Raw genomic sequence first — 22,192 nt, 5'->3', positions numbered from 1 at the left:
TGTTCGGACATTTAAATATGTTCGTATTTTATCAACATATCCGGCCTGCCATGTCCTCTCTCCTGTTTTCCCCCGCCAGCACGGTGCTCGACTCGGTGCTGTTCCGCGATGCCTTTGGCACGCCGCGCATGCGCGAGGTGTTCTCCGACCACATCCTGATCGCCCGCTACATCGAGGTGGAGGTGGCGCTGGCGCGGGCCGAGGCGCGCTGCGGCGTGATCCCGGCCGAGGCGGCCGAGGCCATCGCGCGCGAATCGCGCCTGGACCGCGTGGACTTCGACCACATGCGCCACGAGACCGACATCGTCGGCTACCCCATCTTGCCGCTGGTGCACCAGTTGGTAGAGATGTGCGGCGAGGCCGGGCGCTACGTGCACTGGGGTGCCACCACCCAGGACATCATGGACACGGCCAACGTGCTGCAACTGCGCGACGGGCTGGCGTTGGTCGAGGCCGACATCCGCGCGCTGCGCGGCATCCTCGCCGCGCTGGCCGCGAAGCACCGTGACACGCCCATGGCCGGCCGCACCCACCTGCAACAGGCGCTGCCCGTGACCTTCGGCTACAAGGTGGCCATCTGGCTGGCCATGTTCGACCGCCACCAGGAGCGCCTGGCCGAGCTGCGCAAACGCGTGCTGGTGGTGCAGTTCGCCGGGGCCGCAGGCACACTGGCATCGCTGGGCGACAAGGGCTTCGAAGTGCAGGCCGCGCTGGCCGACGAACTGCGCCTGGCCGTGCCCGTGACCACCTGGCACGTGGCGCGTGACGGCTTCGCCGAGGCCGTCAATCTGCTGGCCCTGGTCACGGGTTCGCTGGGCAAGATCGCGCTGGACATCATGATCATGGCCTCCACCGAGTTCGGCGAGGTCTACGAGCCCTTCGTGAAGGGCCGGGGCGCGAGCAGCACCATGCCGCAAAAGCGCAACCCGATCTCCAGCGAGCTGATGCTGGCGGCCTCGAAGGCCGTGCGCCAGCACGCGGGGCTGATGGTCGATGCCATGGTGCAGGACTTCGAGCGTGCCACCGGCCCCTGGCATGCCGAATGGCTGGCGCTGCCCGAGAGCTTCATCCTCACCGCGGGCGCGCTGCACCAGGCCAAGTTCGCGCTCGGTGGCCTGATCGTGGACGAGGCGCGCATGCGCGGTAACCTGGGGATCAGCCGGGGCCTGATCGTGGCCGAGGCCGTGATGATGGGCCTGGCGCCGGCCATGGGTCGCCAGCAGGCGCACGACGTGGTCTACGACGCCTGCCGCACCGTCAACGAACATGGCGGCACGCTGGCCGAGGCGCTGGCCGCGCTGCCCGAGGTCATGCGCCACGTCGACCGCGCCACCATCGACCGACTCACCGACCCCGCCAACTACCTGGGCCTGGCGCCCGCCATGGTGGACCGCGCCCTGGCCGCCTCGGCGGCGCTCGACCACTGAGCCCCGCCTGATTCCCCGCTTGCGCTTTCCGTTCCATCCCACAACCATTGCAGGAGACCAATCCATGAACACCGCCAAGACCCTTGGTGCCGCCGCCGCATTGCTGTGCGCCGCCACCTTCGCCCACGCGCAGGCCTGGCCCGCCAAGCCACTCACCTGGGTGGTGCCGTTCGCTGCGGGCGGCCCCACCGACGCCATGGCGCGCGACATCGCCGACAAGGTGGGGCGCCAGATCGGTCAGTCCATCGTGATCGAGAATGCGGCCGGCGCGGGCGGCACCATCGGCGCGGCCAAGGCTGCCAAGTCGGCACCCGACGGCTACACCTTCCTGGTCGGCCACATGGGCTACATGGGCGCGGCGCCTTCGCTCTACAAAAAGCTGGCCTACGACCCGGTGAAGGACTTCGACGCGGTGTTCCGCTTTCCCGACACGCCGTTGGTGCTGCTGGTGCCCAAGAGCTCGCCCTACAAGACGGCGGGCGAGCTGATTGCAGCGGCCAAGGCCAACCCGCGCAAGATCAACTTCGGCAATGCTGGCGTGGGCTCCACCTCGCACCTGATCGCAGCGCTGTTCGAGTCGCGCGCCGGCATCGAGGTCACGTCTATCTCGTACAAGGGCGCGGCCCCGGCCATGAACGACCTGGTGGGCGGGCAGGTGGAGGCCATGTTCGACCAGAGCAACACGGCGCTGCCCCAGGTCACGGGCGGGCGGCTCAATGCGATTGCGCTGACCTCGCTCACGCCCATGCCGCAGCAGTACCCCAACGTCGCGCCGCTGGCCGACAAGACCCTGCCCGGCTTCGAGGCCGCCACCTGGTACGGCCTGTACGCACCCAAGGGTGTGCCCAAGGACATGGTGCAAAAGCTGCACCAGTCCTACCTCAAGGCCCTGGCCGACAAGCCCTGGACGGCGCGCATGGTGGCGCAGGGCATCCACCTGCTGCCCGAGGCGCAGTACGCGCCCGAGGCCTTTGCCAAACACACGGCAGCCGAGGTGGAGAAATGGCGCAAGGTGGCGACCGACGCCAAGATCCAGATCGACTGAGCCATGACCCGCATCGCGCAGGAAGACCTGGCCACCAGCATCGCCCAGGCGCTGCAGTTCATCAGCCACCGGCATCCGCCCGACTTCGTGCGCGCACTGCGGCGCGCCCATGCGGCCGAAACCCATGCCCCGGCGCGCGCGGCCATGGGCCAGTTGCTGGTCAACAGCCGCATGGCGGCGCTGGGCCGCCGCCCGCTGTGCCAGGACACGGGCGTGGCCCAGGTGTTCCTGCGCCTGGGTGCCGGCGTGGCTTTCATCCGGCACGACGGCGCGCCGCTGCGCAGCCTGCAGGCCGTGGTCGACGACGCGGTGCGCACCGCCTATGGCGACCCTACGAACCCGCTGCGCGCCACCATGGTGGCCGACCCGCTGGGCGCACGCACCAACACGCGCGACAACACGCCCGCCATCGTGCATTGCGAACTCGTGGAGGGCGATGCGCTGGAGCTGCTGGTGGTGGCCAAGGGCGGCGGCGGCGACGTCAAGGCGCGCTTTGCCACCCTGAACCCGAGTGACAGCGTGGCCGACTGGGTGCTGGCGCAGCTGCCAGGCATGGGCGCCGGCTGGTGCCCACCAGGGGTGCTGGGCATCGGTATCGGCGGCAGCCCCGAGCAGGCCATGCTGCTGGCCAAGCGGTCGCTGTTCGATGCCATCGACATCGACGAACTGTGTGCGCGTGGCGCAGCCACGCCCGAAGAGGCACTGCGCCTGGACTTGCATGCGCGCAGCAATGCCCTGGGCATCGGCGCCCAGGGGCTCGGCGGCCTGTCGGCCGTGCTCGACGTGAAGGTACGCACCGCGCCCTGCCATGCGGCCACGATTCCCGTGGCGCTGATCCCCAACTGCGCCGCCACGCGCTACCTGCGCCTCACGCTCGATGGCACGGGGCCGGCACCCCTGCCGGAGCTGTCGCTCGATGCGTGGGACGGCATTCCCGATAGCTTCGTGGTGCAAGACGCGGTGCGCGTGGACCTCGATGCGCTGGACCGCGCCGAGGTCGGCCAATGGAAGGTCGGCCAGACCCTGTTGCTCACGGGCACCCTGCTCACCGCGCGCGACGCGGCGCACAAGCGCTTGGTGGACCTGCTGCAGCGTGGCGAGCCGTTGCCGGTGGACCTGCGCGGCCGCACCATCTACTACGTGGGCCCGGTGGATGCCGTGGCGGGCGAAGCCGTGGGCCCGGCCGGCCCGACCACCGCCACGCGCATGGACCGCTTCGTGGAGCCGCTGCTGGCGCAGACCGGGTTGCTGGCCATGGTGGGCAAGGCCGAGCGCGGGCCCGAGGCCATTGCCTCCATTCGCCGTCATGGGGGTGCCTACCTGGCGGCGACGGGCGGCGCGGCCTACCTGCTGTCGCGCTCCATCCGCAAGGCACGCGTGCTGGCCTTCGCCGACCTGGGCATGGAGGCCATCCATGAGTTCGAGGTGGTGGACTTTCCGGTGACCGTGGCGGTGGACTCACAGGGGCGGAGCATCCACCGCTTCATGCTGGTCTGAGGGCGCCAGGGCGTGTCATTATTCATTTCACCCCCGCGCTTCAGGCTTTCCCTTCGGGCTGGCCCCGGCATGCGGTGCCTGCCTTGTCGCACAGCTTGCCAATAGCCCGGCTATTGGCAAGTTACATCACCGGCAGCTGAAGCTGCTAGCGCTCTCCACATCTCCCGTGCCGTTGTAGCGCGCCACCTTGGGGTAGACGCACAGCGGGCGGGTGCGGTTGGCCGACCAACTGGCGGGCAATTCGGTGTTGACCACATTGGCACCGGCGCCGCGGGCCTGGGCCAGCACGGTATCGGGCGCCTTGCCCTGTTCCACCCACTGCACCAGCGGCGCCAGCATGTCGAACTGGTCGGTGGCGGGGCCACCCGAGCAGTGGTTCATGCCGGGCACCATGTACAGGCGTGCAAAGCTGGCGGCATCGCCCTTGTGGTTGGCCTGCAGCCGGTCCATCCAGTTGGCGGTGTCCACGGGCGAGAACACGCCGTCGGCCACGCCGTGGTAGACCATCATCTTGGCACCGCGTTCCTTCAAGGCGCCCAGATCGGCCTCGTTGGGTGGCGTCATGAAGGACCAGGGCGACTCGGGGTAGAGCGCGCTGGTGGCGAACATCTTCGGGTAGTCGGTCTCCATGCTGAAGTTCAGCGCGTACTGCAGGCCCGTGGTGGCACCGAAGGCCGCCACGGAGGAGGGCGGCGACGTGAAGATGAAGGCCACGGCGCCGGCATCGCGCGTGGCGGGCGAGCCCAGGTGCCACTGTGCGAAGTTGACGCCGCCCACGCCCGGGTCGAACCAGGTGCCGGTGTACAGCGCCTCGCCCTTGCTGTTCTTCGGGCCGGCGAAGATGTCGGCCAGCACATTCTTCTGGGCTGGCGTCAGGCAGGTTCCGTCCCGCGCGCTCCCGGCGCTGCAGCTGGGCACGTCGGTCTGCAGGTTGAAGGCGCCCTGGCAGGCCGCCACGTCGTTCACCTGCCCGTCGGTGACACCGTCCAGCGCATCGCACTTGGCGAGGATGCGGTTGCCCAGCAGCTTGTATTCGGCCGCTGTCACAGACGTGTTCAGGTCGGGCTGGCCGCTGGCGTCCGGGGTGGAGACCTTGGCGTACTGCTGGGCCTTCCACAGCTGCGTGGTGGCGGCCTTGGGCAGGTGAAAGCCCGGGTTCCCGGCCAGGATGCCGTCGTACTGGTCCGCATAGCGTGATGCCGCCACCATGGCGTGGCGCCCGCCGTTGGAGCAGCCCGCAAAATACGAGCGGTCGGGTGTCTTGCCGTAGGCGCTCTTGATAAGGTCCTTGGCCATGGGCGTGAGGCTGCCCACGGCCTGGTAGCCATAGTCCAGCCGGGCCTGCGGGTCCACGCCGAAGAAGGGCGTGGGCGCGCTGTGGCCCGCGTCCGAGCTGAGCACCGCGAAGCCCTGGCTCAGCGCCGGCGCGACGGGTGCCGCGCCGCTGGTCGCGCCCAGGGCCGTGACCACGCTGCCATCGAGTCCACCGTTGGCCTGGTAGAGGAAGCGGCCGTTCCAGGCCACGGGCATGCGCATCTCGAAGCCGATGGCATAGCTCGCGCCATCGACCGTGCTGGTGCGCTGGTTCATCGCCCCTTTGACCAGGCAGTGCGCCGGGATGGGGGTGTTCACGCCGGTGGCCTTGAGCTCGCCCTCGGCCACGGGCACGGCGGAGGCGATGCGCGTATTGGGCAGGGCCAGCGTGGTGGCCAGGTTGGCGCAGGACTGCAGCGTGCCTGGCGAGGCCGCCGAGAGCTGCCGCAGCCCGCCGTCGGATCCGCCGCAGCCGGCCAGCAGCAGCGATACCGCGGCGGGCAGGGCGGCCAGTGCCAGGGGGCGGCCCAGGCCACGGTGCATTCTCCAGATACCCTCATTCGTCTTCATGGTGTTGTCTCCTCGTGTGTTGTCTCAAGGCGCAGGCAGGCAGACCCGCAGCGCGGCCTCGAAGCGCTGTGGGATGGGGAAAGCAAAGAGAGAGAAAAAAGGCGTGGACCGTCAGGCGGCAGCCATGGCGGGCGCAGTACGTCGGTGAACGTCGGCAGCAGCGGTGGACAGGCGCTGGCGAATGATGGCCAGGCGCATGTCGAATTCGGGCAGCACCCAGGTCTTGCATGCCTGCGCCGGTTCAGTCCAGCGCGGCCCCTGGCTGGCGGGTGCCGCTGCGACACGCGCCCAGGCCCACTCCAGCAGCACCAGGGCCACGGCCCGCAGGTAGTCGTCGGCCACCCAGTAGGGCAGCTCGGGGTGGGTGGCGGCTGCGGCGGCCAGCGCGCGCGTGGTGTCGGCCAGGGCATTGCGCCGGGTGTTGGCGGCTTCGTCGGGGGGCAGGCCGGCACGCAGGGATGCGAGCAGTGCACACAGGCCCTGGCCGCCATCGGCCAGCACCTTGCGCACCAGCAGGTCGATGGCCTGGATTTCGTTGGTGCCCTCGTAGATCATGGCCACACGCGCATCGCGCACGATCTGCTCGATACCCCATTCGCGCACATAGCCGTGGCCGCCGAAGACCTGCAGGCAGGCGCTGGCGCCGTGGAAGGCCTGGTCGGTCAGCGCGGCCTTGAGCACGGGCGTGACCAGCGCGCACCAGCGCTGGGCCACGGCGCGCTCGGTCGCGTCGGGGTGGTGGCGCGCCACGTCGAGCTGCAGGGCCGTGTGGTAGGCCAGCACGCGCCCGCCGTCGATCCAGGCGCGCTGCGTCTGCAGGATGCGGCGCATGGCCGGGTGTTCGGCAATCGGATCAGGGCCCGGCGATGCCGTTGTGCCCATGGGCCTGGGAGCGCGCATCTGCCGGCGCTCGTGCGCATAGGCGCTGGCCTTCTGCCAGGCCGCCTCGAGCAGGCCCAGGCCCTGCAGGCCCACATGCAGCCGAGCGGCATTCATCATCACGAACATGGCGGCCAGGCCCTTGTGGGGCTCGCCCACCAGCCAGCCCGTGGCATCGTCGAAGCGCATCACGCAGGTGGGGCTGCCGTGCAGGCCCATCTTCTCTTCGATGCGCTCGCACACCACGGCATTGCGCTCGCCGCCCGGCAGCCGCTTGGGCACGAGGAACAGCGACAGCCCCTTGGGGCCCGCCGGTGCATCGGGCAGGCGCGCCAGCACCAGGTGCACGATGTTGTCGGTCAGGTCGTGCTCGCCTCCCGAGATGAAGATCTTGCTGCCGTTCACGCGCACGCTGCCATCAGGCTGGGGCACGCCGCGCGTGCGCACAAGGCCCAGGTCGCTGCCCGCATGGGCCTCGGTCAGGCACATGGTGGCCAGCCACTCGCCGCTGGCGATCCTGGGCAGGTACTGCGCTTTCAGCGCGTCGCTGCCATGGTGGCGCAGGCATTCGTAGGCGCCGTGCAGCAGGCCGGGCGCCATGGTCCAGCCATGGTTAGCACCAGCCAGCCATTCGAACAGCACGCATTCGAGCACCGCGGGCAGGCCCTGGCCACCGTCTTCGGGCGCGCAGGCCAGCGAGGGCCAGCCGGCCTGCCAGAAGGCCTGGTAGGCCGCGCGAAAGCCGGCGGGCGTGGTGACGGTGCCGGCCTCGAAGTGGCAGCCCTCTTCGTCGCCCGTGCGCTGCAGCGGGGCGATGGCGCTGTCGACGAACTTGGCGGCCTCCTGCAGCACCTGTGCCGCCAGCCCGTCATCGGTGTCGGCAAACGGCGCCAGCGCCTGCCACTGCGAAGGCGCCTGGAGCACTTCGGTCAGCAGGTGCTGGATATCGGCCAGGGTCTGGTGTGCTTGCATGCTGATCGTGCGTCCTTGTCCGTCGTTAACCCATGGCCTTCGCCACCGTGGAACCGGCTTTGCCGGGCCACCGGAGGCGTCCCCCTCAGGGCGAAGGCGCGCCAGCGCCTCAGGGGGGAGCCAATCCAGAGTCAAGACTCTGAAGTGAACCCGATCTGTTTGACCAGCGGGCCCCAGCGCTCGAACTCGGCCTTCTGGTCGGCCAGCATCTCCTGCTGCGTGCTGCCGTGGGCCACCAGGCCAACGATGCCCAGCGCGTCGATCACGGTCTTGTCCTTGAGCGCGCCGGTGATGGCGGCATTGGCACTGGCCAGCGTGGCGGCGGGCGTCTTGGCCGGCGCGTAGAAGCCGAACCATTCCTCGGACGTCACGTCGGGGTAGCCCAGTTCGATGAAGGTGGGCACATCGGGCAGGTAGGGCGAGCGCTTCTTGCCCGAGGTGGCCAGCACGCGCACGCGGCCGGTCTTCATGTACTGCAGGTAGTCGCCGCTGGGGTTCATGGCGGCAGCGATCTGGCCGCCCACCAGGTCGGTGATGCTGGGCACGGTGCCACGGTAGGGCACGTGCTTGAGATCCACTGCCGCACGGATGCCCAGCAGCGCGCCCAGCAGGTGGGGCATGGAGCCCGCGCCGGGCGAGCCGTAGCTGGCCTTGTCCGGATTCGCCTTGGCCCAGGCCAGGAAGTCCTTGAGCGTCTTCACCTCGGCCGGCACGGCCGGGCCCACGGCCAGGCCGTGGTGCATGATCGCGCCGATGGAGACGGGCACCACGTCGTCGGGCTTGTAGCTGAGCTTGGGGTAGATGTGCGGATACACCGACAGGGCCGATACCGGTGCCAGGGTGAGCACCGAGCCATCGGCGGGCGCGTTCTTCAGCGTTTCCACCGCAATGCGGCCACCGGCGCCCGGCTTGTTCTCGACGAAGCCCGGGTTCTTGCTGTAAGCCGTGCCGCCCAGCTTCTCGGCCACGCGGCGGGCCACGCTGTCGCCCGCGCTGCCGGCCGGAAAGCCGTACATGATCTTGACCTGGTCCAGCGCCTGCGCGAAGGAAGACAGGGGATAGAGCGCTGCGAGGGCGGCGGCGCTGCCCAGGGTGTGAACAAAGTGGCGTCGTGTCGTCGTCATGGTTGTCTCCGGTATAGGTATGGTGTGTTGACGGGGCGGGGAACGGGGGCTATCGGGGTGCCATGCGCAGGGCACCATCGAGCCGGATCACCTCCCCGTTGAGGTGTCCGTTGGTCACGATGTGGGCCGCCAGCTCGGCAAACTCCTCGGGCTTGCCCAGGCGCGGGGGGAAGGGGATGCTCGCGGCCAGCGACTGCTGCACGGCTTCGGGCAGCTCCTTCATCAGCGGCGTGGCGAACAGGCCGGGTGCCACGGTGCACACGCGGATGCCATGCTGCGCCAGGTCGCGCGCCATGGGCAGCGTCATGCCCACCAGCCCGCCCTTGGAGGCGCTGTAGGCCTGCTGGCCCACCTGGCCGTCGAAGGCGGCCACCGAAGCGGTGAACATCATCACGCCCCGCTCGCCGTTGTCGAGCGGCTCCAGCTTGGCGCAGGCGGCTGCGAACAGCCGGCTGATGTTGTAGCTGCCGATGAGGTTGATGCCCACCACGCGCGCAAAATCTTCCAGCGGCGCCGCGCTGCCGTCGCGCTGCACCACGCGCTTGGCGCTGCCGATGCCGGCCACGTTCATGAGGATGCGCGCCGGGCCCAGGGCCGCCTCGGCGTGGGCCAGGGCGGCGGCCACGCTCTCGGTCTGGGTGATGTCGCAGGTGCAGGCCACAGCCGTTCCGGCGCCATGCTGTGCGTTGATGCTCTCGGCCACCTGGGTGGCGAGGGCAGTGTTCACGTCGAGCACCGCGACCTTGGCGCCCAGGCGGGCCAGTTCGCGTGCGGTGGCTTCGCCCAGGCCCGATGCGGCGCCGGTGACGAGGGCGGTCTGTCCTTGGATCTGCATGGATGGCTCCTTGGGTAGTGCGTTTCAGGCCGCAGGCACGATGGTGTCGGGGGCGGCGCCATCGTGCAGGGCCTGCACCAGGTCGTCGCGGTGCTTAAGCACGGCGCGTTGGTTGATCGAGCCCTTGTCGGTGATCTCGCCCTTGTCGAGCGAGGGCGGCTCGGCCATCAGCAGTGCGCGTGCCACACGGCTGGCGCTGCCCGTGGATTCGCGCGCCAGGTGGTCGATGACAGCCTGGATGCGCTGGCGCACACCGGTGCTGGCGATCACCTCGGCCCAGGGGGCATCGGCAGCCAGCCCGCTCACCTCGCGGCAGGCGGGCGAGAGGAACAGCAGGGCGCCCACTTCCTTGCGGTTCAGGCCGGTGAGCACCGCGTCCTGGATGTAGGGGGCGCCGGCCACGACGATCTTGGCGCGCATGGGGCCCACGCTCACGAAGGTGCCGGTGGAGAGCTTGAAGTCTTCGGCGATGCGCCCGTCGAAGCGCAGGCCGCGGTGGATGTCGTTGTCGTCGATCCACAGCACGGCATCGCCGGTGCACAGGTAGCCCTCGTCGTCGAAGGCCTCGCGCGTGGCGGCGTCCGAGCGCCAGTAGCCGGGCGTCACGTTGGGGCCGCGGTAGCGCACCTCGGTCTTGCCGTCCACGTCCACCAGCTTGAGCGTCATGCCCGGCACGGGCGCGCCGATGTGGCCGGAGCGCACGTCGGGGCTGTTGCAGAACATGGCCGAAGGGGCCGACTCGGTCATCCCCAGGCCCGTGGACATGACGATGCGCTCGCCGAGCTCGGCCTCCTGCGTGGCATGCAGGCTGTCCCAGATAGGCTGGGCCAGGCCGGCGCCCGAGTAGAAGAACATGCGCACCCGCGACAGCAAGGTGCGGCGCAGCACGGCATCGGTCTTCATCGCGTCGGCGATCATCTCGAAGCCGGTGGGCACGTTGAAGTACACCGTGGGCGCGATCTCGCGCAGGTTGCGCAGGGTCTCGCCGATCAGCGCTGCCGTGGGCTTGCCGTCATCGATGTAAAGCGTGCCGCCGTGCTGCAGCGTGAGACCGAAGTTGTGGTTGCTGCCGAAGGTGTGGTTCCACGGCAGCCAGTCCACCAGGATGGGCGGGGCTTCGGCCAGCACCGGCAGCGACAGGGTGATCTGCTGCAGGTTGGCGCACCACATGCGCTGGGTGTTGATCACCGGCTTTGGCATCTTGGTGGAGCCGCTGGTGAACAAAAACTTCACGATGGTGCCGGGGCCCGTGGCATGCATGGCTGCATCCACGGCCGGCGTGGCCGCGGTGTTGCGCAGGCTCTGGAAGGTGCTGGCCGGGCGGCCTTCGATGGCGCCCTGGGCCAGCACGACCTCCACGTCCGCCGCCACGGTGGCCTTGATGGCGCGGCCGAAGCGCGCGCCATCGGCCGCGAACACCAGGCCGGGCGTCAGCGTGTCCAGCACGTGGCGCAGCTTGTCGTAGTCCTGGCTCACGGTGGCGTAGGCGGGCGACACGGGGCAGTAAGGCACGCCCGCATACATGCAGCCCAGTGCCATCAGCGCATGCTCCAGGCTGTTTTCGCTGAGCACCACCACCGGGCGTTCGGCGTTCAGCCCCCGGTCCAGCAGCGCCTGGCCGATGCTGCGCGCGGCGTCCAGCGCCTGGGCATACGTCACGTGCTGCCAGTCGCCGGTGCTGCCGTCGGCCTGCTGCACCCGGCGCGCGAGAAAGCTGCGCTCGGGCTCTACCTCCGCCCAGTGCACCAGGTAGTCCGTGACCCGGCGCGCGTATGCGCCCAGGGGCAGGTCGGCTTGCAGGTAGCGCACGCCGGGTGCGCCCTCGCGCAGGTTGACGCGGGTGACGCCAAAGGGCACCGGGCGGTAGCGCGGCGGGGCCAGGGGGGTGGAGAGATCGCTCATGGGTGGAGGTCCGGCGGTGTGGAAATGCGGGGCTCAGTCTTTGCGCACTTTGGCGGCGCGGCCTTCCAGGAAGTCCGCCAGGCGCGACTTGGCCTCGGGTGCGCTCTGGGCAATCGCGGCCATCATGGCTTCGGTGAAGAAGCCTTGGTCGGCCGGCTGCTCGGCAATGCGCGGCAGGGCGTGCATCAGCGCGTAGTTGGTCAGCGGCGCGTTCTGCGCCACGCGCTTGGCCAGCTCCAGTGCCTTGTCGAAGGCCTGGCCTTCGGGCACCAGGTACTGGGCAAAGCCGACCTTTTCGCCGTCCTGCGCGTTGTAGACGCGGCCGGTGAGCATCATGTCCGCCATGCGCGCAGCGCCGATCAGTTTGGGGATGCGCACGGCGCCGCCGCCGCCCACGAAGATGCCGCGCGAGCCCTCGGGCAGCGCGTAGAAGGTGGATTCATCGGCCACGCGGATGTGGCAGGCGCTGGCCAGCTCCAGTCCGCCGCCCACCACGGCGCCGTGCAGCGCGGCAATCACGGGCACGGGGCCGTACTGCACGCGCTCCAGCGCGGCATGCCACATGCGCGAGTGGTACAGGCCCTGGCCCGCATCGCGCTCCTTGAGCTCGGACAGGTCGAGCCCGGCGCAGAAGTGCGGGCCTTCGCCGTCGATCACGGCAGCGCGCACGCCGGCGGGCATTTTCTCGAACAGGTCGCGCAGGGCCAGGATCAGGCCGTCGTTCAGCGCATTGCGCTTGGCGCTGCGCGTGAGGCGGATCACGGCAACTTCCTGCTCGTCGCCGGAGAGCTCGAAATGGATGTCTGGATGGGTCATGGTGGCTTTCTTGATAGGTGAATTGTGGTTATAGTTCATAACCAATTCAAGCAAGCCAGACCGGTTTTTCATCAGTAGTTACCCTTGATCTGCGCCACGTGCCGTGGTGCATGCTGACAGGGACACCGTGAAAGCCCGGCCACCATAGGAGACAGATATGGACCACGAGAACCTGATTGCCATCGACATCCACACGCACGCCGAGGTGAGCTGCTGGAACCCGTTCGACAACTACGGCGAGGAATACGACCGCGCCGCCGACAAATACTTCAAGAATGGCCGCCGACCCACCATCGCCGAGACGGTGGCCTACTACCGCGAGCAGAAGATCGGGCTGGTGATGTTCACCGTGGACGCCGAGTCCAAGATGGGCCGCCGGCGCATCCCCAACGAAGAGATCGCCGAGGCCGCCAAAGCCAACAGCGACATGATGATGGCCTTTGCCAGCATCGACCCGCACAAGGGCAAGATGGGCGCGCGCGAGGCCCGCCGCCTGATCGAGGAGCATGGCGTCAAGGGCTTCAAGTTCCACCCCACCGTGCAGGGCTACCACCCCTACGACCAGATGGCCTGGCCGATCTACGAGGTGATCGCCGAGTACGGCATGCCGGCCATCTTCCACACCGGCCACAGCGGCATCGGCAGCGGCATGCGCTGCGGCGGTGGCCTGCGCCTGGAGTACAGCAACCCCATGCACCTGGATGACGTGGCCATCGACTTCCCGGACATGCAGATCGTCATGGCGCACCCGAGCTTCCCCTGGCAGGACGAGGCGCTCTCGGTCGCCACGCACAAGCCCAACGTCTGGATCGACCTGTCGGGCTGGAGCCCGAAATACTTCCCCAAGCAGCTGGTGCAGTACGCCAACACCCTGCTCAAGGACCGTATCCTGTTCGGCAGCGATTACCCGCTGATCACGCCCGAGCGCTGGATGAAGGACTTCCAGGAGGCCGGCTTCAAGCCCGAGGTGATGCCCGGCATCCTCAAGGGCAATGCGGTGCGTCTGCTGGGGCTGGACAAGGCGGCCAAGGCCACGCCTGCGGCAATCTGATCCAGGCGGGCCGGTGCGGGCCCGTCAGTCGTAGACTTTTTGCAGAAGCCGGATCAGCGTCTTGCGCTCGGTGGCGGTCAGGCGCGCGGTGGCGTCGATCTCCAGCGTGGCCGCAGTCTGCTCGGCCTGGGCGCACAGGTCTTCGCCGGCGGGCGTCAGGTGCAGGCCCATGGCGCGCCCGTCGCTCGGGTGCGGGCGGCGCTCTATCAGGCCGCGCCGGTCCAGCGCCGCGATCAGGCCCACCAGGTTGGGCGGCAGCACGCCCAGCGTGGCGCACAGTTGGCGCGAGGTGATGCCGGGGTTGTGCGCCACCAGCGAGAGCACCGAGAAATCCACCACCTTGAGCCCATAGACCGCCATGCGCTCCATGAACACCTCGATGATGGACAGCGAGGCCCGGCGCGCGTTGTAGCCCACCAGCGTGCGCAGGTAGCTGTTGTCGACCACGTCGGTGGCGGTGGGGGTTAGGGTGGGGGAGGAAGCGCTGGCCATGGGAATGATGCTGGAAGGGCTGGATGAGAACTATAACGGCGTCCCCAAAGACATCTGCCTTGCGTTTCCCGCGGCCTTGGAAGTTGGCATGGCCTGTGCCAGTGCCCCCGCGCAAGGGCCGCCCCGCCGCGCTGGGGGCGTCCCCCTTCCAGGGGGAAGGCGCGAAGCGACTCAGGGGGTCTTCACGTCTGACTGCGCAGCACGCGGCGGTACTGGACGGCCTCGGCCACATGGCCCACGGCAGTGGTCTGCGAACCCGCCAGATCGGCGATGGTGCGCGCCACCTTGAGCGCGCGGTGCGTGCTGCGGGCCGACCAGCCCAGGCGCGCGCCTGCCGTGTTGAGGAACTTGGCGGCCGCATCGTCGAGGTGCAGGTGTTCGTCGATCTCCTGGCCCTGCAGCGCCTGGTTGGTCTTGCCCTGGCGTGCCAGCGCCCGGGCCCGGGCCTGCATCACACGCTCGCGGATCGCGGCGCTGGATTCGCCAGGCGGTGTCTTGAGCAACTGCTCCGAGGGCACAGCAGGCACCTCCACATGCAGGTCGATGCGGTCCAGCAGCGGGCCGCTGAGCTTGCCCTGGTAGCGCGAGACCTGGTCGGGCGTGCAGCGGCAGGCGCGCTGGGTGGAGCCGAGAAAGCCGCAGGGGCAGGGGTTCATCGCCGCGATCATCTGGAAGCGTGCCGGAAATTCCGCACGCTGCGCCGCCCGCGAGATGGTGATGTGGCCGGTCTCCAGGGGTTCGCGCAGCGCCTCCAGCGCGGCCCTCGTGAATTCGGGCAGTTCGTCGAGGAAGAGAACCCCATGGTGCGCCAGCGAGATCTCGCCAGGCCGGGGTGGCGAGCCACCGCCCACCAGTGCGACGGCGCTGGCGGTGTGGTGCGGCTGGCCCGTGGGGCGCAAACCCCAGCGCTCCGGGCTGAAGCGCCCGGCCAGGCTGGAGATGGCGGCGCTCTCCAGGGCCTCCTGCACCGTCATTGCCGGCAGCAGGCCGGCAAAGCGCAGCGCCAGCATCGACTTGCCCGAGCCGGGCGGTCCGGCCATCAGTGCACTGTGGCCTCCTGCCGCTGCAATCTCCAGCGCGCGCTTGGCCACGGCCTGGCCCTTCACGTCGGCCATGTCGGGGCCCTGCAGCTCCGCGACCATGGGCGTGGGCTGCAGGCGGGTGAAGCCGTCGTCGTCCGCATCGGGCGGCGGGCTGCCCGGCGGCAGAAAGGCGCGCACCACGTCCAGCAGGTGGCGGGCACGCACCACCTGGGCATCGGGCACCAGGGCGGCTTCCTCGGCGCTGCCGGGCGGCAGCACCAGTTGCACGGCGATCTGCTGCGACTGCAGCGCCAGGCTGGTGGCCAGCGCGCCGCGCACCGGGCGCAGTTCGCCCGATAGAGACAGCTCGCCGGCGAACTCGTACCCGGCCAGGCGGCTGCCATCGATCTGCCCACTGGCGGCCAGGATACCCAGGGCAATGGGCAGGTCAAAGCGCCCCGAATCCTTGGGCAAGTCTGCTGGCGCCAGGTTCACGGTGATGCGCTTGTTGTGCGGAAACTCCAGCCCAGCGTTCTGCAGTGCCGAGCGCACGCGCTCGCGTGCCTCTTTCACCTCCACCTCGGCCAGGCCCACCAGGGTGAAGCTGGGCAGACCATTGGCCAGGTGCACTTCAACGGTGACGGCCGGTGCCTGTAGCCCCAGAAGGGCGCGGCTTTGCACCAAAGCAAGACTCATGGACGACTTTCTCCCCAGATGGGTGCGTTTTATGGTGGACTGGCGTGAACTGCTTCACGGTTGCACCATGGTGGTGCGGTCGCAAAGTCCCCTCAACCCTCACTTTAATAGGGAATCCCCATCTATCTCGCCCGCAGGTGCCACGGCTCGTTGGCGGCGCATGGCACGGTCCATGCTTAAAGCGCTTGTCCCTACTTTGTCCAACCGGAGGAAACATGACCCGCGCATCCATCAAGTTCCTGGGCGCTGCCCTTGTTGCAACCCTGCCCCTGCTGGCCAGTGCCCAGCTCACCGGCAACGTCAGCCTGACCACCAACTACAAGTTCCGTGGCCAGGACCAGGATGCCTCCAAGGTCAAGGCCGTCAAGCCCGCGATCCAGGGCGGCTTCGACTACGCCTTCGGCGAGTCCGGCTTCTACGTCGGCAACTGGAACTCCAGCGTCGACTGGCTCTCGGGCAACTCCATCGAATCCGACATCTACGGCGGCTACAAGTTCAAGGCCGGCTCCGTCGACCTGGACGTGGGTGCCCTGACCTACATCTACCCCGGCAACAGCAACGGCAACACCACCGAAGTCTATGGCGCCGCCACCTTCGGCCCCGTGACGGCCAAGTACTCGCACACCCTGTCCAAGGATTACTTTGCCTACGCCGGTCCTGGCTTCAAGGGCCGCAACACCGGCTACCTGAACCTGGCGTTCGCCCAGGAAGTGGCGCCCAAGATCACGCTCAAGGCCGCTGTGGGCTACACGCGCTTCGGCGGTGACATCGTGGCCCCCAACTACATCGACTACAGCGTCGGCGGTGCCTATGACTTCGGCTCGGGCCTGTCGCTGGGTGCCGCCGTGGTCGGCGCCAACAAGAAGGACTACTTCGGTCCCGTCAACAAGTCGCGCGTGATCGTCACGCTGACCAAAACCCTGTAAATCTTTCAGGGGCGCCCCGTGCGCCCCTTCCTGGAGGAATCAAAAATGAAAATGGTGACAGCCATCATCAAACCCTTCAAGCTCGACGAGGTGCGTGAAGCCCTGTCGGACATCGGGGTGCAGGGGATTACGGTGACCGAGGTCAAGGGCTTCGGACGCCAGAAGGGCCACACGGAACTGTACCGTGGTGCAGAGTACGTGGTCGACTTCCTGCCCAAGGTCAAGATCGAAGCCGCCGTGGCGGACGAACTGGTGGACCGGGTGATCGAGGCCATCGAAGCCGCTGCACGCACCGGCAAGATCGGCGACGGCAAGATTTTCGTGACCCACCTGGAGCAGGTGGTACGCATTCGCACCGGCGAAACCGGCAAGGAAGCCCTTTAAAGGGCCCGCCGCACAACACGAAAGACAAATGCCATGAAAAAATTGCTTGCTTCCTTCATTCTGGGGCTGAGCCTGCTGTCCGTCGGTGGACTGTCGCTGGCCCAGGCACCTGCCGCCGATGCAGCCGCATCGGCGCCGGCAGAAGCCGCGCCTGCTGCTGCGGCTGCTGCCCCTGCGGCCGCACCGGCCCCTGCTTCGGCCGCCTCCGAGGCTGCCCCTGCCGCTCCCGTACCCAAGATCGACTCCGGCGATACCGCCTGGATGCTGACCTCCACGCTGCTGGTCATCCTGATGACCATCCCCGGCCTGGCGCTGTTCTATGGCGGCCTGGGCCGTTCCAAGAACATGCTGTCCGTGCTGATGCAGGTCTTCGTGGTCTTCTCGCTGATCTCCCTGCTGTGGGCCATCTACGGCTACAGCCTGGCGTTCTCGGGTGAAGGCAAGTTCTTCGGCGGCCTGGACAAGATCTTCCTCAAGGGCGTGAACCAGGAGACCTTCGGTGCCCTGATCACCATCCCCGAGTACGTGTTCATCGCCTTCCAGGGTACGTTCGCGGCCATCACCGTGGCGCTGATCGTCGGCTCCTTTGCCGAGCGCATCAAGTTCTCTGCCGTGCTGATCTTCTCGGTGCTGTGGTTCACCTTCAGCTACGTGCCCATGGCCCACATCGTGTGGGGCGGCGGCCTGCTGGGTGCTGACGGCGCGCTGGACTTCGCTGGCGGTACCGTGGTGCACATCAACGCCGGTGTCGCCGGCCTGGTGGGTGCCTACATGGTGGGTAAGCGCATCGGCTACGGCAAGGAGGCCCTGACGCCCCACAGCCTGACGCTGACGATGGTGGGTGCCTCGCTGCTGTGGGTGGGCTGGTTCGGCTTCAACGCCGGTTCCGCCGGTGCCGCCAACGCCAATGCGGGCCTGGCCTTCGTGAACACCGTGCTGGCCACTGCCGCTGCCACGCTGAGCTGGATCGCCGGTGAAGCGCTGCACAAGGGCAAGGCTTCCATGCTGGGTGCTGCCTCGGGCGCCGTGGCCGGTCTGGTGGCGGTGACGCCTGCTGCCGGCTTCGTGGGCCCCATGGGTTCCATCGTGCTGGGCCTGATCGCCGGTATCGTCTGCCTGTGGGGTGTGGGTGGCCTGAAGCGCATGCTCAACGTGGACGACGCATTCGACGTGTTCGGCGTGCACGGTGTGGGCGGTATTCTGGGTGCCATCCTGACCGGTGTGTTCGCCTCCAAGGGCCTGGGTGGTACGGGCGGCCTGACGCCTGACACCTTCGCCATGGGCGCACAGGTGTGGATCCAGGTCAAGAGCGTGCTGTTCACCATCGTGTGGTCCGGCGTCGTGGCCTTCATCTCCTACAAGATCGCTGACCTGCTGGTGGGCCTGCGTGTCTCGGAAGAAGCCGAACGCGAAGGCCTGGACATCACGTCCCACGGCGAAACGGCTTACAACCGTTGATGGATGGGCCGGAGGCTGCGGTGTCTGGTGGTGCCGCAGCCCGCCCGGTCCTGATTTTCTGATTTTTGGTTTTTCTGCGAGAGTCTCCTCGGAATCCTCCTCGGATCCCTTTGCCCGCCGCCCTGGCGGGCTTCTTTTTGACCAACCCGCCTTTCGGCGGGTTTTTCATGGGGGGTACTGGAACGGGCCGCCCCCACCGCTGTCCTCACGCCGGCCGTTCAAAAAATTCACGGCGGCAGGCAGGGCCTGGGCGGGGTGCAGCCGCTACGATCCAAGGCATGGACTCAGCCCTTGCCCAGATCACCGAACGCGTGCGCGCCGCCGCAGCCGACCAGACGCCCTTGCGCATCCGCGGTGGGGGCAGCAAGGACTTCCATGGCCTGGCCTTGCATGGCGAGGTGCTCGACACCCGGGTGCTCCAGGGCATCGTGGACTACGAGCCCAGCGAGCTGGTCGTCACCGTGCGCACCGGCACACCGCTGGCCGAGTTGGAGGCCGCCCTGGCCGCCCAGGGGCAGTGCCTGCCCTTCGAACCCCCGCACTTCGGTGCGCAACCGCAGGCCACCACGGTCGGCGGCATGGTGGCGGCCGGCCTCTCGGGCCCGGCGCGTGCCAGCGTAGGTGCCGTGCGCGACTACCTGCTGGGCGTGGTGCTGCTCAACGGCCAGGCCGAGCTGCTGACCTTTGGCGGCCAGGTCATGAAGAACGTGGCAGGCTACGACGTGTCGCGCCTCATGGCGGGTGCCTGGGGTACGCTGGGCCTGCTCACCGAGGTCAGCCTCAAGGTGCTGCCCGTGGCCCCGGGCGAGGTCACGCTGCGCTTCGAATGCAACCAGGCCGATGCATTGCGCCGCCTGCACGCCTGGGGTGGCCAGCCCCTGCCGCTCAACGCCAGCCGCTGGGCCGGCGACGCCCACACGGGCACGCTGCAGGTGCGCTTGCGCGGCGCCGTGGCCGCGGTGGAGGCGGCCTGCCGCACCATGGGCGGCGAGCGCCTGGACCCCGCCGTGGTGGCCGCCGACTGGAGCGCCTGCCGTGACCAAGCCCTGCCGTGGTTCGCCGCGCGCCCACCCGAGCACGCCTTGTGGCGACTGTCGCTGCCAGCCACGGCACCCGTGATGGCCCTGCCCGGTGGCGCCCAGCCGCTGGTCGAATGGCATGGCGCGCTGCGCTGGGTACAGGCGCCTGAATCCGCAGGCGATGCGCTGCGCGAGGCGGCCCGGGTCGCGGGTGGCAGCGCGGCGATGTTCCAGGCGCCCCTGGCGCGCGAGCCAGGCGGGGCAGGGCATGCCGGGTTGCAGTCGCGCGCGCTGGAGCAGATCCATGCACGCCTGAAGCACAGCTTTGATCCGGCCGGCATCTTCAATCCCGGGCGCATGGCGCCGGGCTGGTAGGCGGTCCATCCGCACCGCCACTGCGCGGCACAACCATTCACTGTCCAGGCATGCACCATGCAAACCCAACTCTCCCCTGAATACCGCGCCCGCGCCGACGGCCTCGAGGCCGAGGCCATCCTGCGCAAGTGCGTGCACTGCGGCTTCTGTACCGCCACCTGCCCGACCTACCAGCTGCTGGGCGATGAACTCGATGGCCCGCGCGGCCGCATCTACCTGATCAAGCAGGTGCTCGAAGGCCAGGCGCCCACGCGCGCCACCCAGATGCACCTGGACCGCTGCCTGACCTGCCGCAACTGTGAGACCACCTGCCCCAGCGGCGTGCAGTATGGCCACCTGGTGGACATCGGCCGCAAGATCGTGGACGAGAAGGTGCCGCGCCCCCTGGGCGAGAAGGCCCTGCGCTGGGCGCTCAAGGAAGGCCTGCCTTCGGCGCTGTTCGCCCCCGCGATGAAGGCCGGGCAGATGGTGCGCGGCCTGCTGCCCGAGTCCCTGCAGGCCAAGGTGCCGGCGCCACGCAATCCGGGCGCCTGGCCCACGGGGGCGCATGCGCGCAAGGTGCTCATGCTGGCCGGCTGCGTGCAACCCGCGATGATGCCGGGCATCAACACCGCCACCGCACGCGTGCTCGACGCTGCGGGCATAGAGACTTTGGTGGCGCCCAAGGCCGGCTGCTGCGGCGCGGTCAAGTTCCACCTCAACGACCAGGACGGCGGCAAGGCCGAGATGCGCGCCAACATCGACGCCTGGTGGCCTCTGGTCGAGTCGGATGGCGTGGAGTGCATCGTCATGAACGCCTCGGGCTGCGGCGTCACGGTGAAGGAGTACGGCCACATCCTGCAGAACGATGCGCAGTACGCCGCCAAGGCCGCGCGAATCAGCGCGCTCACCCGCGACCTGTCCGAGTTGCTGCCGGACCTGCTGCCCGAACTTGCCCAGCGCCTGGCCGGGCGTGTGCAGCCCCCGCCAGACAAGCTGTTCGCCTACCACCCGCCCTGCACGCTGCAGCACGGGCAAAAGCTGCGCGGCGGGGTGGAAACGCACCTGGCTGCCCTGGGCTTCAGGCTGCGCGTGGCGCGCAATGAATCGCACCTGTGCTGCGGCTCGGCGGGCACCTACTCGGTGCTCAACCCCGGCCTGTCCCACCAGTTGCGCGACCGCAAGCTCGGCGCGCTGGGCGAGGCGTTTGGCGAGCAGCCGCCGGATGCCATCCTGTCGGCCAACATCGGCTGCATCACGCACCTGCAAAGCGGCACCGCGACGCCTGTGCGCCACTGGATCGAGGTGCTGGACGAGGCCTTGACCGCTGCGCAGTAAGGGCGTGTGTCTCCGTCCGGATGGATGCTGCACCGTCGTGCGAGGGGCCGGCCGGAGGCCCTGAATTAGGTGCCCGGCGCCAAGACTGGCATGATTGAGGGTTTTGTTGCCCCCTTCCTTCGCTACGCCATGACCGACAACGTGCCAGAACAAGAACAGACCGCCGCGCCCGCCGCCGCTGCCCCTACGGCGGCAGACGCTGCATCGGCCCCCGCCGTGGCTCCAGGCGATGCCGGGGAGGGTGCTGCGGCGGCTGCCGCTCCTGCGGCCCCCCACCGTGAGGGCCGGGGCGGCCGCGGTGGCCGCAACAACAATCGCCGCGACGGCCGTCCGCGTGGCGAGGCCGGCGCCCCGGCTGCAGGCCAGCCCGCTGCGGCCGCGCCAGCAGGCGCCCGTGCGCCGCAGCGCACCCATCCCGCACTAGAGCAACTGGCCGGCCTGTACCCGCAGCTGTTCGGCGCGGTGTTCCGCCCGCTCAAGCGCGGCATCTTCCAGGACATCCTGGCCGCGCACCCCGAGCAGTTCGAGCGCGATGCACTCAAGGTGGCCCTGGGGCTGCATACCCGCTCCACCCGCTACCTGCAAAGCGTGGCGGCCGGCGAGAAGCGCCACGACTTGGCCGGTCAGCCCGTGGAGGCCATGGCCCCCGAGCATGTGCACCACGCCCTGCTGGAGGTCTACCGCCGCAGAAAGAACAACAAGGCCCGCGCCAGCGAGGACCTGCTGCCCAAGCTGCGCAACCGCATGGTCCAGGCCTTCGAGGCCTCGGGCCTGACGCGCGAGGCCTACACCGAGCTCGTGGCCGGCCGTGACGAGGAGGCCAACGCCCTGCTCGAAGAGGCCTTTGCCGAATGGTCCGTGCGCAACGCCAAGGACGAGGCGCTGCTGCGCGCCTTCGATGCCAGCGGCCAGGCCCTGGAGGCGTTTGCCGACATGTATGGCATGGCGCCGCGCGCCGTGGGCCAGACGCTGGAGCGCGCACGGCGCTACCGTGGCCTGGTGGCTGCCGCTGCTGCTGCTCCCTCTGCGGCGGTCCCTGCCGCCGACTGACCTGTCACCGCCACCGGGCCT

Annotated in this window: 18 protein-coding genes; 10 read left to right on the top strand and 8 right to left on the bottom strand. The window is 68.8% G+C overall.

The features are described from left to right. Positions 1-50: 50 nt before the first annotated feature. From pcaB to ACSQ9E_RS27805, 3 genes are all read left to right on the top strand, one after another. Entirely contained in the window at positions 51-1,427 is a 1,377-nt protein-coding gene (gene pcaB / locus ACSQ9E_RS27815; protein ID WP_436219721.1) for a 3-carboxy-cis,cis-muconate cycloisomerase, read from the top strand. Positions 1,428-1,491: 64 nt separating this feature from the next. Next, positions 1,492-2,472, top strand: a complete 981-nt coding sequence (locus tag ACSQ9E_RS27810; RefSeq protein WP_436219720.1) for a Bug family tripartite tricarboxylate transporter substrate binding protein — start codon at positions 1,492-1,494, stop codon at positions 2,470-2,472. Positions 2,473-2,475: 3 nt separating this feature from the next. Then, positions 2,476-3,969, top strand: a complete 1,494-nt coding sequence (locus ACSQ9E_RS27805; RefSeq protein WP_057266721.1) for a fumarate hydratase — start codon at positions 2,476-2,478, stop codon at positions 3,967-3,969. Positions 3,970-4,095: 126 nt separating this feature from the next. Here ACSQ9E_RS27805 and ACSQ9E_RS27800 read toward each other — a convergent pair whose 3' ends face one another. The 6 genes from ACSQ9E_RS27800 to ACSQ9E_RS27775 form a co-directional block, all read right to left on the bottom strand. Then, complete coding sequence (locus ACSQ9E_RS27800) at positions 4,096-5,853, bottom strand: tannase/feruloyl esterase family alpha/beta hydrolase (RefSeq protein WP_436219719.1); 1,758 nt, start codon at positions 5,851-5,853, stop codon at positions 4,096-4,098. Between the two features lie 111 nt (positions 5,854-5,964). Then, the gene (locus ACSQ9E_RS27795) at positions 5,965-7,704 is read right to left on the bottom strand and encodes an acyl-CoA dehydrogenase family protein (protein ID WP_436219718.1); all 1,740 of its coding nucleotides are present in this window, start codon (positions 7,702-7,704) and stop codon (positions 5,965-5,967) included. A gap of 131 nt (positions 7,705-7,835) precedes the next feature. Further along, positions 7,836-8,828 carry a Bug family tripartite tricarboxylate transporter substrate binding protein gene (locus ACSQ9E_RS27790; RefSeq protein WP_436219717.1) on the bottom strand — a complete coding sequence of 331 codons (993 nt, stop codon included), beginning with the start codon at positions 8,826-8,828 and terminating at the stop codon, positions 7,836-7,838. Positions 8,829-8,877: 49 nt separating this feature from the next. Further along, the gene (locus tag ACSQ9E_RS27785) at positions 8,878-9,663 is read right to left on the bottom strand and encodes an SDR family NAD(P)-dependent oxidoreductase (RefSeq protein WP_057202699.1); all 786 of its coding nucleotides are present in this window, start codon (positions 9,661-9,663) and stop codon (positions 8,878-8,880) included. Between the two features lie 24 nt (positions 9,664-9,687). Next, positions 9,688-11,565: a feruloyl-CoA synthase gene (locus ACSQ9E_RS27780; protein WP_436219716.1), complete on the bottom strand. Its 1,878-nt coding sequence runs from the start codon at positions 11,563-11,565 to the stop codon at positions 9,688-9,690. 33 nt (positions 11,566-11,598) lie between these two features. Beyond that, complete coding sequence (locus ACSQ9E_RS27775) at positions 11,599-12,381, bottom strand: crotonase/enoyl-CoA hydratase family protein (protein ID WP_179682535.1); 783 nt, start codon at positions 12,379-12,381, stop codon at positions 11,599-11,601. A gap of 157 nt (positions 12,382-12,538) precedes the next feature. Here ACSQ9E_RS27775 and ACSQ9E_RS27770 point away from each other — a divergent pair, with 157 nt between their 5' ends. Then, the gene (locus ACSQ9E_RS27770) at positions 12,539-13,432 is read left to right on the top strand and encodes an amidohydrolase family protein (RefSeq protein ID WP_057202696.1); all 894 of its coding nucleotides are present in this window, start codon (positions 12,539-12,541) and stop codon (positions 13,430-13,432) included. Positions 13,433-13,456: 24 nt separating this feature from the next. On the opposite strand, the gene ACSQ9E_RS27765 is transcribed toward ACSQ9E_RS27770, so the two are convergent. Together ACSQ9E_RS27765 and ACSQ9E_RS27760 are read right to left on the bottom strand one after the other, a co-directional pair. Further along, complete coding sequence (locus ACSQ9E_RS27765; protein ID WP_436219715.1) at positions 13,457-13,924, bottom strand: MarR family winged helix-turn-helix transcriptional regulator; 468 nt, start codon at positions 13,922-13,924, stop codon at positions 13,457-13,459. Positions 13,925-14,106: 182 nt separating this feature from the next. After that, positions 14,107-15,642: a YifB family Mg chelatase-like AAA ATPase gene (locus ACSQ9E_RS27760; RefSeq protein WP_436219714.1), complete on the bottom strand. Its 1,536-nt coding sequence runs from the start codon at positions 15,640-15,642 to the stop codon at positions 14,107-14,109. Between the two features lie 215 nt (positions 15,643-15,857). Between ACSQ9E_RS27760 and ACSQ9E_RS27755 the strand changes: the two genes are divergently transcribed. From ACSQ9E_RS27755 to ACSQ9E_RS27730, 6 genes are all read left to right on the top strand, one after another. Then, entirely contained in the window at positions 15,858-16,568 is a 711-nt protein-coding gene (locus ACSQ9E_RS27755; RefSeq protein ID WP_428002818.1) for a TorF family putative porin, read from the top strand. A gap of 45 nt (positions 16,569-16,613) precedes the next feature. After that, the gene (glnK, locus tag ACSQ9E_RS27750) at positions 16,614-16,952 is read left to right on the top strand and encodes a P-II family nitrogen regulator (RefSeq protein ID WP_007851823.1); all 339 of its coding nucleotides are present in this window, start codon (positions 16,614-16,616) and stop codon (positions 16,950-16,952) included. A 33-nt stretch (positions 16,953-16,985) separates the two neighbouring features. Beyond that, positions 16,986-18,410: an ammonium transporter gene (locus ACSQ9E_RS27745; protein ID WP_436219713.1), complete on the top strand. Its 1,425-nt coding sequence runs from the start codon at positions 16,986-16,988 to the stop codon at positions 18,408-18,410. A gap of 269 nt (positions 18,411-18,679) precedes the next feature. Further along, entirely contained in the window at positions 18,680-19,804 is a 1,125-nt protein-coding gene (gene glcE / locus ACSQ9E_RS27740; protein WP_436220272.1) for a glycolate oxidase subunit GlcE, read from the top strand. 57 nt (positions 19,805-19,861) lie between these two features. Continuing rightward, on the top strand, positions 19,862-21,121 hold the full coding sequence (gene glcF / locus ACSQ9E_RS27735; RefSeq protein ID WP_436219712.1) for a glycolate oxidase subunit GlcF: 1,260 nt from the start codon (positions 19,862-19,864) through the stop codon (positions 21,119-21,121). Between the two features lie 129 nt (positions 21,122-21,250). Continuing rightward, positions 21,251-22,171, top strand: coding sequence for a ProQ/FINO family protein (locus tag ACSQ9E_RS27730; RefSeq protein WP_057202689.1), 921 nt, complete (start codon positions 21,251-21,253; stop codon positions 22,169-22,171). Positions 22,172-22,192 lie beyond the last annotated feature (21 nt).

It is taken from the genome of Acidovorax sp. LjRoot118 (genome assembly GCF_964253575.1).
Taxonomy (GTDB): Bacteria; Pseudomonadota; Gammaproteobacteria; order Burkholderiales; family Burkholderiaceae_C; genus Acidovorax.
This window is presented reverse-complemented; position numbering and strand designations above follow the sequence as displayed.